General features: G+C 60.7%; 14 protein-coding genes. 9 read left to right on the top strand and 5 right to left on the bottom strand.

What is annotated here, in order from left to right; translation table 11 throughout:
* Positions 1-3: 3 nt before the first annotated feature.
* Entirely contained in the window at positions 4-1,302 is a 1,299-nt protein-coding gene (locus tag G6M89_RS19060) for a serine hydrolase (RefSeq protein ID WP_165163486.1), read from the bottom strand.
* Positions 1,303-1,445: 143 nt separating this feature from the next.
* On the opposite strand from G6M89_RS19060, the gene G6M89_RS19055 reads away from it, so the two are divergent.
* The gene (locus tag G6M89_RS19055) at positions 1,446-2,147 is read left to right on the top strand and encodes a class I SAM-dependent methyltransferase (RefSeq protein ID WP_165163485.1); all 702 of its coding nucleotides are present in this window, start codon (positions 1,446-1,448) and stop codon (positions 2,145-2,147) included.
* 5 nt (positions 2,148-2,152) lie between these two features.
* On the opposite strand, the gene glyA is transcribed toward G6M89_RS19055, so the two are convergent.
* Positions 2,153-3,400 carry a serine hydroxymethyltransferase gene (gene glyA / locus G6M89_RS19050; RefSeq protein WP_165163484.1) on the bottom strand — a complete coding sequence of 416 codons (1,248 nt, stop codon included), beginning with the start codon at positions 3,398-3,400 and terminating at the stop codon, positions 2,153-2,155.
* Positions 3,401-3,683: 283 nt separating this feature from the next.
* On the opposite strand from glyA, the gene G6M89_RS19045 reads away from it, so the two are divergent.
* The gene (locus tag G6M89_RS19045; protein WP_165163483.1) at positions 3,684-5,888 is read left to right on the top strand and encodes a hypothetical protein; all 2,205 of its coding nucleotides are present in this window, start codon (positions 3,684-3,686) and stop codon (positions 5,886-5,888) included.
* Between the two features lie 50 nt (positions 5,889-5,938).
* Here the strand turns inward: G6M89_RS19045 and G6M89_RS22630 are convergent, their stop codons facing one another.
* Positions 5,939-6,070, bottom strand: coding sequence for a hypothetical protein (locus G6M89_RS22630; protein ID WP_255488555.1), 132 nt, complete (start codon positions 6,068-6,070; stop codon positions 5,939-5,941).
* A gap of 314 nt (positions 6,071-6,384) precedes the next feature.
* Here G6M89_RS22630 and tbsP point away from each other — a divergent pair, with 314 nt between their 5' ends.
* From tbsP to G6M89_RS19015, 6 genes are all read left to right on the top strand, one after another.
* A complete protein-coding gene (gene tbsP / locus G6M89_RS19040; protein WP_165163482.1) occupies positions 6,385-7,203 on the top strand; it encodes a transcriptional regulator TbsP in 819 nt (272 codons plus the stop codon).
* Positions 7,204-7,486: 283 nt separating this feature from the next.
* Positions 7,487-8,191 (top strand): RNase P subunit p30 family protein, encoded by a 705-nt coding sequence (locus tag G6M89_RS19035; protein ID WP_165163481.1) that lies wholly within the window; start codon positions 7,487-7,489, stop codon positions 8,189-8,191.
* Complete coding sequence (locus tag G6M89_RS19030) at positions 8,175-8,873, top strand: class I SAM-dependent methyltransferase (RefSeq protein ID WP_165163480.1); 699 nt, start codon at positions 8,175-8,177, stop codon at positions 8,871-8,873. The genes G6M89_RS19035 and G6M89_RS19030 overlap by 17 nt, the downstream gene beginning before the upstream one ends.
* 4 nt (positions 8,874-8,877) lie before the next feature.
* Positions 8,878-9,363: an Rpp14/Pop5 family protein gene (locus G6M89_RS19025; protein ID WP_165163479.1), complete on the top strand. Its 486-nt coding sequence runs from the start codon at positions 8,878-8,880 to the stop codon at positions 9,361-9,363.
* Positions 9,364-9,372: 9 nt separating this feature from the next.
* Positions 9,373-10,134, top strand: a complete 762-nt coding sequence (psmA, locus tag G6M89_RS19020; RefSeq protein ID WP_165163478.1) for an archaeal proteasome endopeptidase complex subunit alpha — start codon at positions 9,373-9,375, stop codon at positions 10,132-10,134.
* A 202-nt stretch (positions 10,135-10,336) separates the two neighbouring features.
* Positions 10,337-11,062, top strand: a complete 726-nt coding sequence (locus G6M89_RS19015; RefSeq protein ID WP_165163477.1) for a ribosome assembly factor SBDS — start codon at positions 10,337-10,339, stop codon at positions 11,060-11,062.
* 23 nt (positions 11,063-11,085) lie between these two features.
* On the opposite strand, the gene G6M89_RS19010 is transcribed toward G6M89_RS19015, so the two are convergent.
* Entirely contained in the window at positions 11,086-11,406 is a 321-nt protein-coding gene (locus tag G6M89_RS19010) for an FUN14 domain-containing protein (RefSeq protein ID WP_165163476.1), read from the bottom strand.
* Between the two features lie 399 nt (positions 11,407-11,805).
* On the opposite strand from G6M89_RS19010, the gene hflX reads away from it, so the two are divergent.
* The gene (hflX, locus tag G6M89_RS19005) at positions 11,806-13,107 is read left to right on the top strand and encodes a GTPase HflX (protein ID WP_165163475.1); all 1,302 of its coding nucleotides are present in this window, start codon (positions 11,806-11,808) and stop codon (positions 13,105-13,107) included.
* 24 nt (positions 13,108-13,131) lie between these two features.
* Here the strand turns inward: hflX and G6M89_RS19000 are convergent, their stop codons facing one another.
* Positions 13,132-17,262, bottom strand: a complete 4,131-nt coding sequence (locus tag G6M89_RS19000) for an Eco57I restriction-modification methylase domain-containing protein (protein ID WP_165163474.1) — start codon at positions 17,260-17,262, stop codon at positions 13,132-13,134.
* Positions 17,263-17,277: the final 15 nt, after the last annotated feature.

Below are 17,277 nucleotides of genomic sequence, written 5' to 3'. Positions count from 1 at the left end.
TCATTAGGAGAGTTCCAACCGGACAGTCTCAGAGAGGATCGCCGAGCGCATGTCGTGCTCGTAGCCGTCCCGGATTCCATTGACGACGTAGGCGAACGCGAGGTCCGTCTCCGGTTCGGCCCACGTCATGCTGCTGCCGAGGCCGCCGTGACCGAACGTCCCTTCGGGTGAGGGAACCCCGCGGCGGTCGGGGAGCGCGCCGCCATGTTGAAAGCCGAGTCCGTACCGGTCCGCGGTGCCAATCCCCGCCTCTGGTGGTTCCTCTACGTGGACCTCGAGTGCTTCCTCGACAACCTCCTCGCTCAGAATGCGCGTCCCGTCGAACTCGCCGCCGTTCAGGTAGCAGGCGTAAAAGCGCGCGAGTTCCCGCGTTGGGCCGATTCCCGTCCAGGCGGGGTTGAGCCCTTCCTGTGCCTCTTCCTGGTTGTACGTCTCTGCGGCCTCCGCAGTCGTATAGCCGGCCATCAGCCCCGGTTCGCCAACCCGGTCGTAGGGTTCAAATCCCGCGAGCGTCGCCACATCGATGTCCTCGTCCGCGGGGCGACCAATGTGGGTGCGGTCCATCTCGAGCGGCTCGAAGACGTGCTCACGCGCGAAGTCATCAATTCGTTCGCCCGTGACCTGTCGTACCAACTCGCCGACGATCCAGCCGAAGCTATAGAACTGGTAGGAGGTGTCCTCGCCCGGCGAGAACTCGAGTTCGGCCTCTTCGACTCCTTCGGCCAGCGCGTCGGGATCGGTCCAGTCCTCGTAGGCCTGATCGACCGGCGTCTCCGACAGTCCGGATTGATGCGTCAGAACGTGGCGAACCGTCACTTCAGCCTTCTCTGACCCCGCATCCGCAAAGTCGGGCCAGTGCTCGACGATTGGATCGGCGAACGCGAGGTCGCCTGTATCAGCGAGGACGTGCACGCAGGCCGCCGCAAGCGGCTTGGTGTTCGAAAAGAGGACGAATCTCGAGTCGGGTTCCGTTTCAATCCCATCGGGTTCGCTCTCATCCATCGGCATGTCGTCGCCATCCTCAGTGCCCGTGATCCCGCCCGCAAGGTCGACCACAAGCTCTTCGCCCTGATAGACCGCGAGTTGGGCCCCGTGGTGGAGTCCATCCTCGAGTTGGGACTGAAACTGGCGTTCGATGCGCTCGAGGCCACGTGGGATCGTCTCGGGGTCGTCATCGACCGAGTTCGTCAGACTCGCTCGAGAGGCGCTGGCCGATCTTGTCGACCCAACGAGTGCGGCTACTCCGGCGGTACCCACCGACGAAAGCACCGCTCGCCGACTGGCCGTGTAATCGTTCGACATGGGGCACGAACATGGCGGAGCAGGGCAAAGCTGGTGCGCGCGTATTCTGGTTGTGTGCGTTGCGTTCGCTGCCTTTGGCAAAAAGCGTGAACCGGTACCGAAGTTCAAGAGCACATATTGTCCTCGCTGGTGTGTCACACAGTATGACGGACACGGACCCGTTCGGTCGCGCGATTCGCGACCACTATCTCGGCGAGCGGGACGAGCCACTGTACGACCGCGACGGCGACGACGTGCGTGAACACCGAATCGAGGAGTGGTACTTCGGCGAGCACACGGACAACGCCTGGCGCGACCAGTGGCTCGAGGGGCCGCTGCTCGAGATGGGCGCGGGTGTCGGCCGGGACGCCCTGTACTATCAGGACCAGTTCAAAACGGTCGCCATCGAGGTCAGCGAGCACCTCGTCGAGACGATGGACGACCGCGGCGTTCGCGACGCACGGCTTGCGGATATGTTCGCGCTTCGTGAGTACTTCGAACACGATCGGTTTCGGTCAGCCCATGCCATCGGGACGCAGGTCGGACTCGCTGGCTCAATGGCAGGCGTCCGCGAGTTTCTGGCGGATCTGGCGTCCGTCACGACGCCCGACGCAACCGCAGTTCTCGACAACTACGCGCCCGAACTCGAGGCGACGGCAGAAGCATTTGGCTACCGCGAGGACTCCGCGCCCGGCTTTGCCTACCGGGTGTACCACCTCGCGTACAAGGGCGACGTGAGCCGAACGCTACTCTTTCGGCTGTTCAGCATCGACCGGCTTCGGGAAGCGACTATCGGAACGCCATGGGAGGTCTGCGAGCATCGCTACAGCGACGTGCAGTGGCGCGCAGTCCTCGAGAAAGAGTAGAAGACCTACTCGTAGAGTGGGTTCTCGTCGCAGAGTCGGTCGACCTCTTCGCGGACCTCCTCGCGAACGTCTTCGTCCGTTGGGTTGTCGATGACGCGGGTGATCAGGTCGGCAACTGTGCGACAGTCGTCCTCATCGAAGCCGCGAGTGGTCAGACCGGGCGTGCCCGCGCGGATACCCGAGGGGTTAAACGCCGAGCGCGTCTCGCCGGGCACCGTGTTGCCGTTCAGGACGATGCCGGCCGCCTCGAGGGCGTCTTCGGCGTCGCCGCCGGAGGTGTCGGGGTGGCTCTCGCGCAGGTCAACGAGCACGAGGTGGTTGTCGGTGCCCTCGGAGACAAGCGAGAAGCCGTTCTCGGCGAGTTGCTCACCGAGTGCTTTTGCGTTGGCGACGGTCTGTTCGGCGTAGTCTTCGAACTCGGGCTCGAGAGCTTCCTTGAAGCCGACGGCCTTGCCAGCGATGTTGTGCATCAGGGGGCCGCCCTGACCGCCGGGGAAGACAGCCGAATCGATGCCGTCTGCGTACTCTTCGTCGCACATGACGATGCCACCGCGGCCGGCGCGGATGGTCTTGTGCGTGCTGCCGGTGACGAAGTCGGCGATGCCGACGGGCGAGTCGTGGACGCCCGCGGCGACGAGGCCGGTGATGTGGGCGATGTCCGCGAGGTGGTAGGCGTCGACGTCGTCGGCGACGTCCTGAATGCGCTCCCATTCGATTTCGCGTGGGTACGCTGAGTAACCCGAGACGATGATGTCCGGCTCGAACTCGGCAGCCTGTTCTGCGAGGCCGTCGTAGTCGACGTAACCCGTCTCAGCGTCGACTTCGTACTGCTCGACGTCGTACAGTTGGCCGACGAAGTTCGCCGGGTGACCGTGGCTCAGGTGGCCGCCGTGGGTCAGATCCAGCGAGAGGATCTTATCGCCGGGCTCGAGTATGGAGAAGTAAACGGCCTGATTGGCCTGCGTGCCCGAGTGGGGCTGAACGTTGACGTGTTCGGGACCGAACAGTTCCGTTGCTCGGTCGATAGCGAGCTGTTCGATCTCGTCGGCGAACTCACAGCCACCGTAGTAGCGCTCGCCGGGGTAGCCCTCGGCGTACTTGTTCGTCAGGGCGCTGCCCTGGGCGTCGAGGACGGCCTCGCTCACGTGGTTTTCGCTGGCGATCATCTGCAGCGACGAGCGCTGGCGATCGACCTCGTTCTCGAGTGCGTCGGCAACGTCGGGATCGACCTCCCGAACCTGATCGTGTTCCATATCCGATGTGCGGACTGGCGGCTGTATAAGTGTACCTTTCCACCGCCAGAGTTGATCGGATTCGTACACAGTGGAGACTCACCACGAGAACACCAGACTAATTACAGCGCAGTAAGCCACTCAAAGATAGACACGACTGACCGTCACTGCAGCGGTACGTAAACAGTGGGTGTCCGATCACGAGACACCGTGGACTCGAGTCGACTGGTAACCCGACCGGTAGCCATAAGTGATGGTAACGTTCAGAACAATTAACTAAACCACGGACCATTCAGAAGAGCCAATGATCGAGTGGGAACGTATCGGATCAACGCTTCGTGTGACAGACCGCGCGAGCGCGGAGCTTGCCGTCGACGGCGTCGACCGTGTCGCTGCATGCACGACAACGTTTCCACGACCGGTCGACGAAACACTCGCTGTCTCGACGAGCGAGCTGACCGTTCCCCACGCCGTTGTCTATGCATTTTCACTCGAGACAGACACGCGGTACGAACTCACCCCAACCGACGAGTCGCTATCGTTGCCGGCAGACGACTACGTAATCGACATCGATGCAGAGATCAAGACGTACGTTCGCCTGAGCGGGCGTGCAACGCTCACGCAGACGGATGGGTTCGAATCGGTCACTCTCTCTTTGCCCGAGCAAACCCGCGTCATCCTCGGATTCCGAAGCCGGAACGAGTTGCCAGTCGATACAATTACCGTCCCCGACCAGCCCGATGCCATTGCTGAGGCTCTCTCACATCTCAGTGTCGCCCACAAAACGGACGGGCCGGACCGAACCTACCCCACCCTTCGGGGTCACCCACCGCTGCTCGAGTCCGGTGACACCCTCGAGATTCCGACCCACCTCGAGCGCGAGTGTCCAGACACCGGCATCGAACTCATCGTTCCGCCGAACTACGAGGCACTGTACAGTATCGCGCCGCTTGCGTACTATCTGCAAGCGACGGTCACGACCGACAACCGGTTCGATTACGCACGCATTCGGCTGGCTGACCGCGGTGTCGAAACCGAACTCGAACCCCTTCCAGCGCTCGAGGACGATATCGCCCAGTTGCTCCGCAAAACGTTCTTTCTGGACTGTTTGGTCCGAAACGTCGGCCCCTACGGTACGTCGCTCTCGGAGCTCAAACTGATCGACGCCCTCGGACTCAACAGCGAGTACCTCTACGAGGCGAGCCCACAGGACCGATTGGCTGCCTACCTCGAAATCCCATTCGAAGCGATCGAACACCGACTCCCCGAGTGGCACCTCGCGACGTACGTCACCCCCACCTACGACCGCCTCGAGACGCTGCCGTTCTTGCTCGATCGGATGAGCCTCATCTACCAGCCACGGACCACCGAACTCGAAGGCCAGGAACTCGTCGAGCGCTCACTCGACGATTTCTACCGAGTCACCCCGCCGACCGATCGTGAGCAACCGGGCCGGACCGAGACGCTCGCTGGCTCGAGCAATCACACTGATATGACACACTCGAGTTTGCGCTCACAGTCACAGACCAGCACACGAACTCGTGCAAGTACCGGGCAGGTCGCTTCGGTCGATGTCGTCAAACCCGAACTCCACCACGGACGCACACACGGCTGGCTCGCCGATGGCGTCCCGATCGACGTCTTCAAATCCGATCCCGCTGCCTACCGCAACCGACTCGAGTACCTCGCAAACGGAGATGACTCGAGTGGTCCCATGTCGATTCGCGTCATCCTCAACGACGCCGAGATGGCAGGCGAACACGAAGCCGTCGCCGAAACGTATCGCCGCCGTGCCGAGGACCGGTCGATCGACGTCACGGTCGATGAATCACTTCGAACGGCAGACCTCGCTCGCATCCTCGAGAGTCGCCATGACTTCGTCCACTACATCGGCCACTGCGAAACCGACGGCTTGCGCTGTCCCGACGGCAATCTCGCGGCCTCGAGTCTCGATCGCTGTCGTACACAGACGTTCTTCCTCAATGCCTGTGGCTCCTTTTACGAGGGCCAGACGCTCATCGAGAAAGGCAGCGTTGCGGGAGCAGTCACGTTCACGAAAGTGCTCAACGACCACGCGCTCAAGGTTGGCTCCTCGTTTGCGACCTTCCTCGCGAACGGCTTTAGCATCGAACGTGCCATGAGCCTCGCGCGCAGCCGAATCATGATGGGCAAAGACTACGCCGTTGTCGGCGACGGCACGCACTCACTGACCGACGGCGAGCATCAACAACCCACGACGATAACCCTCGAGGCAGTTCCCGACGACGACAGTGAGACAGCCGTGCCCAACCAGTATCTCGTCACGTTCGACTGCTACTCGACACAGACGACTGGGACCTACTACGTCCCTCACACCGACGAAAACGAACTCGCAACGCTCTGTGGCAACGAATCGAACTTCTTACTCGAGCGCGACGAGGTTGCCTCACTGCTTGCAGACTGTGATGCAGCAGTAATCTACAATGGCGATATCTACTGGTCTCGAGCGCTCTCGAGGCAGTTTCAGTGAGCGTTTCCTAAACTATTAATCCGGCTCGTTTCGTGTGGCTCTAACACCTGTTACGGTCCGCTGTAGGTGCTCACGCGTTTTGCGCGACAGGTGAGGTTGGTCTCGAGACGCGTCCGAATCGCTGTCAGTAGGTGTGCGATCGGTTGATCGGTCCGTCGACAGTGAGAGTGGCTCCCAACCATACGTGCTATCGTGAATCACGGACCACATAATAGTTACTATGCTTCAATGACGGCAGAGAAACACTGTCCACATTTCGTGGCTACTACCACGACGATTAGTTTTGACTCACCAACACCAATTTGTTCCAGCATGGGCTCCACCCCCCTCCACAGCGGTTGCTTCACACTTGAGATGTATTAATTAGACAACAACATTGTCATCTGGTAGCGATGTTAGGATCAAAAATTACCAATTCATTCACGAGACGAGAAGTTATGGCGTGCAAATGGCCGCCAAAATTAAGTAGCCGGTGTTCGTTTACTTCTGTAGAAAGATGACTTCGAATTTACTCAACCATCAGATTGATGATATCCTCGGCTCTGTGCTCGAGGACACCACCGGAGACGTGTACATGGTCAACCCATCCTGGGACGCCATCGAAGAGTTCATCGGCGTTGCAAGCGACCTCGAGGGCGAACTCCCCACAGTCCACATGCTCGCAGACGAGCGAACGCTCAAAGAGGTCATGGACGACTTCATCGTCGCCTCGAATGCAGCCGACCTGATCAGCGAGGACGCCCTTGCCCTGCGTACGCTCGCAGAGGCACCCGAGAACTCGCTGCTGATTACTGAAGACGAAGTCATCGCTATCGTCCACGCTGGCGACCGCGTCGGCGGCCTCGTCACCGACGACGAGAGCTTCGTCGAGGACACCTACGACACCTATGCAAACCGCTGGGCAGACGCCACCGAATACAACCTCCGAACGCCACCGATTACGGCCGTTCGCGAAACCCTCTCCGAGGAAATCAGCCCCGACGCCGAAGACGACTTCAGTTCCATCCTGAGTTCGCTCGAGACCGCCCGTGGCGACGGCGACGGCCTCGATGAGGTCACCATCTCGCTGCTCGTCGCAGCCAAAAACGACGCGCTGCTGTACGACATCAGCAAGTGGGGCGAAGACGTCGGCATCGCCTCCAAGGCAACGTTCAGCCGCACGAAGACCAAACTCGAGGATATGGGCCTGATCGACACCGAGAAGGTCCCAATCGACGTTGGTCGTCCGCGCCTGCGCCTCAAAATCGGCGACGAGCGCCTGCAGGAAGCCGACAACGGCCAGCTCGCGACCGTCGCACAGTCCATCCTGAACTAGAACCGAACTTTTGCGCTGTCGTTCGAAAGACGCTTTGCGTCTTCCGAGTTCTCGTTCGCATTCACTCACGAGAACATTCCTCCTTCCCCTTCGGGTTAGTCGTCGGCCCGCTCGCAGTCGAAGGCTGCTTGCGGTGAGTTACGTGTGGCAGCCTGCCCTTCCCCGAGTCGTGCGCCTCTCGCGTTGCTCGAGGCGCACTCCCGGCCATTCAATTTCTCGATTTCGGGTGCAATCACCAACACATGACGCAAACCCCAAGTCGCCGCCTCGAGAGAGTCTGGATATGTACGAGGCCGTCCACGCCGATCCAGACGGAGACAGTACGGTCGCCAGAGTTGCGGCGACGGCCGCCGACTACGGCCTCGAGGGTGTGGTCGTCCGCAATCGCGCCGGTGCTCGAGCGACGTACGACGCCGATGAGATCCGCGAGCGTTACGGCGTCGATGTCGTCTCGGGGATCGAAATTCACGCGGACACGCCCGAGCAGGCAAGCGGTGCAGTGGGGAACTACCGGACCGACAAGACGATCGTCGCAGTTGCCGGCGGCTCGCCGGCCCTGAATCGCTTCGCCGTTGAAAATGAAAAAGTCGACGTGCTCGCTCAGCCGTTCGCTGGCGATGGCGACGTGAATCACGTCATCGTGAAAGCAGCCCTCGAGAACGGTGTCCGTCTCGAGTTCGATCTCTCGCCGGTACTTCGGACCCATGGCGGTCGGCGCGTGCGAGCGCTGCAATCGCTTCGCAAACTCCGCGAAATCGTCGATCACTACGACGCCCCCTACGTGGTCAGCGCGCGGCCGAGTTCACACCTCGAGATACGCGCGCCGCGGGAACTGGACGCGCTTGGCGAGGAACTTGGCTTCTCGAGTGGGTTCATCGAGGATGGACTTGCTGAATGGAAACGCCTCGCCGAGCGCAATCGGCGGATTCAGTCCGAGTCGTTCATTGAGCCAGGGGTCGAACGAGGGAGATATGAAGAAGAGCCTTGAGGACCATGCCGCACGTTTCGACGAACAGGCGACGGAATACGACGAGTCGAAGTCTGACGAGTATCGCGCCTGTGCGAACCTCGTGATCGAACACGCCGCGCCCGAAGCAGACGACATCGTTCTCGATCTTGGAACCGGAACCGGCGCGATTGCACTTGCGCTCGCACCCGACGCGAAGCGAGTTGTCGGCCGCGACATCAGCGAGGGGATGATGGACGAAGCGCGAGCGAAAGCCGACGAACAGGGCCTCGAGAACCTCGAGTTCGACTACGGCACGTTCCGCGAACCCGAGTACGACGGCGCGGTCGACACCGAGTCGTCGGAGACGCCTCGAGCCCACACTCGCTCCGCTCGCGTGGACGTCGTCACCTCGAACTTCGCGATGCACCATCTCTCGGACGACGAAAAACGCGAGGCAATCGACGTCATCGCCGCGCTCGAGCCACAGAAATTCGTCCTCGGCGATGTGATGTTCTTCGGCGAGCCAGACCCCGATGCAGTGTTTTATTCGCCCGAGGTTGACGATCCGGCGACGGTCGGTGAGCTTGCGGATGCCTTTACTGACGCTGGGTTCTCGCTGACGGCAGTCGAACGCGTCCACGAGCAGGTTGGCGTCCTCGTCGCCGAACGGATGCCAACGTCGCCAGCCACCGCTGAGACGGGGCTGGAAACGGACGAGTGAGCCAATGAAACACCTCCCCAAACACCTCCGCCCGCGCTGGCGGTATCTGGCTGTCGCCCTCGAATCCTGGCCTGATGCCGACCTCGATCGGCGGTCGTTTCAGCGCGAGGTGTGGTATGCCGGCCAGAACCTGCTTGGCGACCCAGGCAGTGCCGATGCGTTGTTGCAAGTTGTGAACTTCGAATTCGCAGACGGCGTCGGCGAAGCCATTATCAAAGTCAGACACGGCGAGACAGACTCGGCTCGAGCGGCGATCGCCTGTATCGACGAGATCGACGGTGACGCCGTCGGTATCCGGGTTTGCGGTATCAGTGGCACGATCCGTGCCGCTGAAGAAAAGTATTTAGGACGCCGCCGGCAACTTTCTGGACAGAGAAACGTCGTGTTCGGGAACGAAGAGCGAGTCGCGATTGTGCGAGATGATCTCGCGGACGTGCGACTCGATGAGGCGTTCACGGGTGCGACAGACCTCGATTACGATTCAATTTAGCGTGATACTATGCAGGGACAAGCCCAACAGCAGGCCTACGACCGCGGCATCACGATCTTCTCACCGGATGGTCGACTCTACCAGGTCGAGTACGCCCGTGAGGCGGTCAAACGAGGAACAGCCAGCATCGGTGTGCGGACCCAAGACGGCGTCGTACTCGCCGTCGACAAACGAGTCCCATCGCCGCTGCTCGAGGACTCGAGCGTCGAGAAGATCCATCGTGCGGACAACCACATCGGTATCGCAAGCGCCGGCCACGTCGCCGACGCCCGCCAGCTGATCGACTTCGCGCGCCGACAGACGCAGGTTAACCAGCTGCGCTACGGCGAGCCAATCGGCGTCGAGACGCTGACGAAAGAAGTCACTGACCACATTCAGCAGTACACGCAGGTCGGTGGCGCACGACCGTTCGGCGTTGCACTGATTGTCGGCGGCGTCGACAACGGCGAACCTCGCCTGTTCGAGACCGACCCCTCGGGGACGCCATACGAGTGGAAGGCCCTGGCCGTCGGTGCCGAACGCGCCGACCTTCAGGAGTACCTCGAGGAGAACTACGACGAGGAAGCAGACCTCGACGGCGGCATCGCGCTCGCCCTCGACGCGCTTGCGTCGGTCAACGACGGCTCCTTGCTCCCGAGCGAGGTCGGCCTCGCAACGATCGATGTTGAGACCGAGAAGTTCGACCAGTTCGACCACGACACGATCGAAACCCACCTCGACGAGAACGACCTCCTCAGCAGCGATGAGGACGAAGAAGCCGACGACGAGTAACGACCCGTAATCGAGACCCGAACGCGAACTGACCGCACCGCGGTGGTGCGCTCGGGGTCGTCGGTTGCTGTCACCGTCTCTTTGCGACCGGCGCTGACCCCGCTTGCGATTCGATTCTACCACTGACTGTCCGACTACCAACGACCCGTTCGCGCCGACCAGCAGGAAAAGCTCTTTTACCTGCCCGAGGGTATGCTCCGGTATGATATCACTCGACGAGGCAGTGACGGCGCGACTCGAGTCACACGGAGCGCGCTTCGAGGTGCTTGTCGACCCGGATGCGGCACTCGCGATCAAACGCGATGAGTTCAACGGCGACTTAGAGGAGGTAATCGCCGCCGAAGACGTCTTTGAGGATGCCTCGCGCGGTGATCGACCGGCCGAAGAGGATCTCGAGAAAGTCTTCGAGACAACGGAGCCACTCGAGATCATCCCCGAAGTTATCAAAGAGGGAGAGATTCAGATCACGGCCGACCAGCGCCGTGAGATGCAAGAGCAAAAACGCAAGCAGTTGATCACCACGATCGCGCGCAACGCGATCAATCCGCAGATGGATAATGCGCCCCACCCACCAGAGCGCATCGAGAACGCCCTCGAGGAGGCGGGCTTTACTGTCGATCCGATGGAGACGGTCGAGTCACAGGTCGACGACGCACTCGATGAACTACGGCCGATTATTCCGATCCGTTTTGAGGAAGTGACCGTTGCCGTCCAAATTCCAGCAGAGTATGCTGGCAGTGCACAGGCACAGGTTCGCCAGTTCGGCGACTTAGAGCGAGAGGAGTGGCAACCAGATGGCTCGTGGATCGGTGCCGTTACGTTCCCCGCAGGGATGCAAAATGACTTCTATGACGTTGTCAACGAACACTCGAGCGGCAAGGCAGAGACGGAAATAGTCAAAGACAAAGACGATCTGAAAACGCGGTAGGCTGGTAGTAACGGAAACCCGATTCAGCCGCGATGGTAGCCGATCAGAAAGCCACTGAGGAAGCCGACACCGACCGGCACAGTCGCGAGCAGTGATTCAGCCCAGTGTATCTCGGCACCAGCGGTTGCTACCTGTTCTTGCGAGGCGACAAGACCAGCCGTGAGGCGTTCGTAGTCGATAATGAGAATCTCCTGTGACTCGAGATAGCGAACGACCATCAACTGGACGCCAATAATTATCGCGAGAAGTTTTGCAACTCGTTTCGCCCCAAACCCGACCAGTGCCCCGAGGACTGCAGCGGCGAGAAACTCGAGGGCGAGCGTCGTTGGATCGACGTCGATCATCACAGTGAGCATTCGAGTCGGGTTCAATGACTGTTGTGATTATCTGACTCTCTTGGTGTCTGTCATATGTTCTGCAGACCGCTCGCCAGACAGTACCGAGCACGGGATTCAAGACCATCGGCCGCTTACAGGAGTCTATGACGCTGTCAATTCGCGACCTGAACCGAGGTGAACTGCTGGCATCGTTCGTATGAGCAGCGAGACGCTGTCGTGTCAGCGGTCATGCCAACAGCCGCGTCGCTCGGGTCACACCTGGCTGGACATACCTGACGACTCGAGTGAGCGTATGCGATTCCGTTGGCGACGTGCCAGCCGACCACCCACCCACAGCCAGCGCGCCGTATCGATTCGCGGACACGTCACAGCGTCCACGCACCGACAGCGCACGAGAACATTCGCATGAACGCGATCATTGCTAAACGCGTCGACTCCGGAACGCCAGATACGACCGAAATTCGTGACCTTGCCGAAGCGGCCGGCTACACCGTCGTTGGAGCGGTCACCCAGTCTCGACGGGCTGACTCTGCCCTCCAACTTGGGGAAGGGAAAGCCGAAGAACTCGCCGAGCGCGTCGTCGATACCGACGCGACGACCGTCATCTTCGACAACCGACTCGGCCCCTATCAGACGTACAACCTCGGCCAACTCCTGCCCAAAGGTGTCGAGGTCATCGACCGGTTTACGCTCATCCTCGAGATTTTCGGCCAGCGCGCCCAAACACGCAAAGCCCAGTTACAGGTCGAACTCGCTGAACTACGATATGAACTCCCTCGCGCGGAGGCCAAAACCAGTCTCGCCAAACGCGATGAGCACCCCGGCTTCATGGGGCTTGGTGAGTACGATGAGAGTCGCGAACGCGACATCAAAGACCAGATCAGCCGGATCAATGACGAACTCGAGCAGATCGAGCAAACTGAAGAGCACCGCCGGGAACGGCGACGTGATTCGGGCTTCGATCTGGTCGCATTGGCGGGCTACACTAACGCCGGGAAGTCGACGCTGTTGCGCCAACTCGCCGACGATCTCTCGGTGGACGAAAACAAGGATCTGCATCGGGATCTGGACCCGACAGCCGAGTCCCAGGACAAACTCTTTACCACGCTCGGAACCACTACTCGCCGCGCGGCCATTGAGCCACGAAATGTCCTCGTCACGGACACCGTTGGGTTCGTCAGCGACCTACCCCACTGGCTTGTCGAATCGTTCAAGTCGACGCTCGATTCGGTCTACCGAGCGGATCTGGTCTTACTCGTCGTCGACGTCAGCGAGGAAATCGACGAGATTCACGAGAAACTCGTCACCTGCCACGACACCCTCTACGAGCGCAACGAAGCGCCGATCGTGACAGTGTTGAACAAGATCGATCAGGTCGATGACGAGGAACTTGAGGAGAAAAAAGCCGCACTCTCCTCGCTCGCGCCAGCCCCAGTCACCGTCAGCGCAAAGACGGGAACGAACGTCGATACGATGCTCGAGCGCATCGACCACGAACTGCCCGAGTGGGAAGAAGAACGGCTCATGCTGCCGATGACCGACGAGACGATGAGTCTCGTTTCGTGGATTCACGATAATGCAAACGTCGATGACGTGAGCTACGGCGATGAGGACGTAGTGGTCTCGTTCGAAGCCCGACCCGCCGTCATCTCACAGGCACGCTCGCGCGCGAGTGAGTTACAGGCGACAGCGGCCGAGTCAGCGTAGCGTCAACGTCGTCCCGTCTCTCTGTTATTCGTCGCGAATCGCCGATTCAACCCGTTCAATTTCTGTCTCGGAGAGCCCGTAGTGTTCATAGACATGGCGATCGATTTGGTCCTCGAGGCGTTCGCGTTCGGCCTCGAGGTCGGCAATTCTGGCGGTCGTCTCGCTATAGCGCTCGAGGTCGGCAGCAACGCTGTCGGGTTCAGGGATGACCATGGCTGTGAGCCGGTCAAGAAGCGAGTTGGTCTTCGTCGCCGTTTCACGGAAGCCGGCGAATCCGCCAGCCCTGGCGGCTGCGGCAGGGACGAACGCTGCAACGAGCGTGGCCTCTGTTTCATCGAGCGCCGCGAGTGAAAATGCGTCGTGAAATCCGGTTTCCGTGTAGCCCCATCGGTCGGTTTCGTGGTCGTCCTCGTCATCGGGCTTGTACCGCGCCGTCGCCGTGATCGTGACCGTCTCCCCATCGCGTTTGGCTCGAACGGTGCCGATGCGAAGCCCGTCGTACTCGTCGGCTGTGGCCTCGAGAATCGACGAGTCGGCGGGCTGGTACAGGCCAATATCTGGAAGGGCTGGCCCGTCAGGCTCGGATGGGAGATACGCAAGCACGTCGCCGTTTAGCGCGTCTCTCTGTGTCTGTAACTCGCTGATTCGGGCTGCCGCACTGGCTATTTCGTCGTCGGTCGCAGCCCCCATATCGATCGGGAGCGACCGAACGTGCTCAGGGAAGACGTTCAACTGGCCGCTGATTGCCGTCGCGTAGTAGTAGTGCAACAGTTTCGAGTTGGCGATGCCGAGCAGAGCCTGCAAGGAGAGGTCGCGCGAACGCTCGAGGTCGTCCGTGTAGATGATCGTATCTCTGTCGTAGGTGTGTGTCTGTGCCGTTCCGTCGTCGTCGCCGTCGTCGCTCGTAGGACGTGACTCGTCGACGACGTCGATCCCGCGGGCACGCAGGGTATCCTCGTCTGTCTCGAGCAAGTCGGCCTTGCGGATCACGTTGATGACGGAATCTTCGGTGTAAAAGCCTTCAGCGTCGAACGTGCCAACGAGGCCGCGCTGGCCAGCCACTTTCCGGAAACACAGCTTCTCGCTCTCGAACAGTTCGGGAAACGCCGGTCGGTGGAGTTCATCCGGCTCGTACCAGAGGAACCGCTCCCGGTCAGAAACTGCGAACCTCTCGAGGTCGCTGCCCTTGAGCAACGGTTTGATCTCCGCTTGATCTAGATCGTCCGGGCGCTCGTCGAAGACGAACCGGCTCGCATTGCCCGGCTGTGCGCCCCAACTCGCGTAGGCAACCCTCGAGAGCGGGATGGTGTCCGCACGAATCGTCTCGAGGAGTGCCTGCGTATGGTCGGTCCAGTCGAGTCGTATCTGTGCGTCAGGCGTCTCGAGAAAGCCACTGGTCGGGAGTTCGGTGCGGGGTGCGAACACTGGCTCCGAGTCGGTACCGACTCGCTCGTCGATCACAACTGACTCGGATGACCCTCCACAGCGGACCACGAACGCGATTGGTGCGTTCGTCGCATCGTCGAAGACGTTCGCCTCGCGCACGTCAAGGAGTGTTTCGAGCCCATGCTCCTCGAGCGTCAGCCGTCGCCAGTTCGTCGCGTACGATTCCGTGAGGAGTTTGTCCGGGACGATATAGGCGTGATAGGCGTCTGCAGCGCTGATTTCGTAGGCGAGTTCTGAGAACAGCACATACAGATCGAATCGGCGGAACGCTGTCTCGTATTCGGCTTTGAGATAGTCGACGTGGTCGTCGGGAACGCGAACGATGTTGATGTACGGCGGATTCCCGATCACGGCGTCGAAGCCGGCATCCGCGCGGCGAGTGCCATCTGTATCGTAAAACGCGACCGGGAACTCGAGTTCCCAGTGGAAAACGCGTTCCTCGGAAGCCAGTTGCTGGGCAGCGCGGAACCACTCTTGGCGTTCGATTGTCTCCCAAGAGTCATCTCGCAGTGCCTCGGCCATGCGTCGTTGGGCGTCATCGGGAACGGCTAGCCCAAACGCCGCTGCCGTGTGCACGTTCGCCATCGCCAGCAGGTGCTGATAGAGCGGATCCGCCTGTACCTCGCCGTAGGCGTCTTCCATCGCCTTGGCGTCTGCAAGCGTTTCGTTATCGATCGCAAGCAGTTCCTGAAATCGGTCCATGACGTGCTCGAGCGCGCGCGTTCGTGTGTGTTCGAACGACTGCTCGAGGGTGAGTTGGCCGCCCTCGGTCGCGTCGGTGTCTCCATCGAGTACGTCCTCGATGTCGCTGCCGATGAGCGAGTTGCCAGTTTTGAGGTGATGGTCGAGAAACGCCAGTGGCTGTTCGGCAGCCAGGGTGCGAAGCCACAGCGATACCTTCGCGAGTTCGACTGCGAGCGGATTGTGATCGACGCCGTAGAGACAGCGCTGGGCGACCCGCCGTCGCGCCCAGTTGATGTCTCGGGCCGGATCCACCGTCTCGAGGCCGTGCTGGGCGGCCTGGGTCTCTTGTGCATCGATGATCGCTCGTGCGAGATAGTCGACTGCGCTCGTCAGGAAGTGCCCACTTCCCATCGCGGGATCGAGGATGCGTAATTCGAAGATACGCTCGGCAAATCGGTCAGCATACTCGTCGCTGGCGTCATCCTCGAGGTCAGCCTGGATCTCTGCGACCAGCGGACCGAGCGTTTCCTCGACGATGTACTCGACGATGTACTCGGGTGTGTAGTACGAGCCAGTTGCAGCCCGCTCTCCGCTGTCTGTCGTCAGATAGACCTCTCCCTCGGTGACGACCGTCTCGTCGCTGGCGTCAGCGTCGGCGTCGACGGGAACGTACTCGCCACCCTCGAGCGCTACCGGCTCGTCGGCCACGTTGAGTCGATACTCGAGCAGCCCTTCGTAGATGCTTCCCAGATGGCGCACCTCGAGCGAGGAGTAATCAACGAAGCGCTTGCTGCCGTCGTCTGCCTCGCGTCGCGCCAATAGTTCGATCACCCGCGCGAGCGCGTGGTCACCGACGGTGTGTGTCGCGAGAAACTGCGCTTCCGGGCTATCATTCTCGTCGGGGTCGGTTCGAAAGAGGCCGCCGTTGTACGCCGGCACCGCGAGCGTTTCTGGCGGAATCCCGCAAGCCTCGCTTCCCTGGTCAATGAGTTGGAACAGTTCCTCGAGTCGGGCGTGAAGCGTGTCCTGCCAGGCGTGATAGGCCTGCTGTGGCCCGTCCAGTTCCGTCGCAACTTCCTGTTTGAGCGCGTTCAGGCTGTACGATTGGCGATAGATCTCGTTGTCTGTCGGCAGCAGTTCTCGCCCCTCGCTTTCCGCATAGAGTACAAAAATGAGCCGATAGAGGTAGATGAGCGAACTATCGTGAATCCGCTCGAGATCGCTCGCCTCGAGGTCGTTTTCCGGATACTGGAGAAAGCCCTCGGCCAGCACCGTAATCGCCTCGTAGACGTTCTCTTGAACGTCTGCGCCGAGTTCCGCCGCAAAGACTGTCGACTCGTGATAGACAGCATCGAGAAAACAGCGCTCGCCGTCCGCAAGCAATGCCTCGTGGCGAAAGAAGAGATAAAAGTACTTGAACGCCTCGAGGTCGCCGGTCTCGAGGAGTTCGGGGAGATCAATCTCGTAGTACGAATCGAGGCGGTGACTCATCGGCGCGTAGTAGAGTCGCCATGTGCGGCCGTTCGTGAGGACGGCCCACTCGGCGGGCGTTTCCTGCAAATAGACGTGAATCTGGTAGCTTGGGTTTTCGAAGTCCCGTGTGTGCTCGCCAGAGCCACGGGTATCGAGTGGGCGATCCCAGCGTTTGGCGTCCGCGATTGCGACCGCATTCGCGTAGAAGTCTCCACCATCCTCCCGGCGCTCGAACGCCTCGCGGGCGCTCGCTTCGGACTCGAAGAAGCCGTAGTCGGGCCGGCGCTGCGTTCGCTCCGTGCTTTCTTCGACTTCGAACGGAATCCCGAGGTGGCGAAACACCGGCCGGATGAACCGCTCCTCGAGTTGGGCTTCGTTTCGCTTCGGTGCGGTTTCGTTTGCGTCCCCCCAGAGCGCGTTGAGGCCCTCGTAGGCCGCCTCGAGTGTCGCATCGCTGACTGCGTTCCAGGCCGTCGTCTCCGGCAGGTGGGCCTCGAGATAGTGATTTGAGAACAGCTCGCGATTCGTACGAAAGTCGTGTGATGTCTGCATGCGTTGTCGGGGTGA

The sequence above is a fragment of the Natronolimnobius sp. AArcel1 genome (assembly GCF_011043775.1).
Classification (GTDB): Archaea; Halobacteriota; Halobacteria; order Halobacteriales; family Natrialbaceae; genus Natronolimnobius.
Note: the sequence above shows the minus strand (reverse complement) of the source record. Positions and strands in the feature narration are given on the sequence as shown.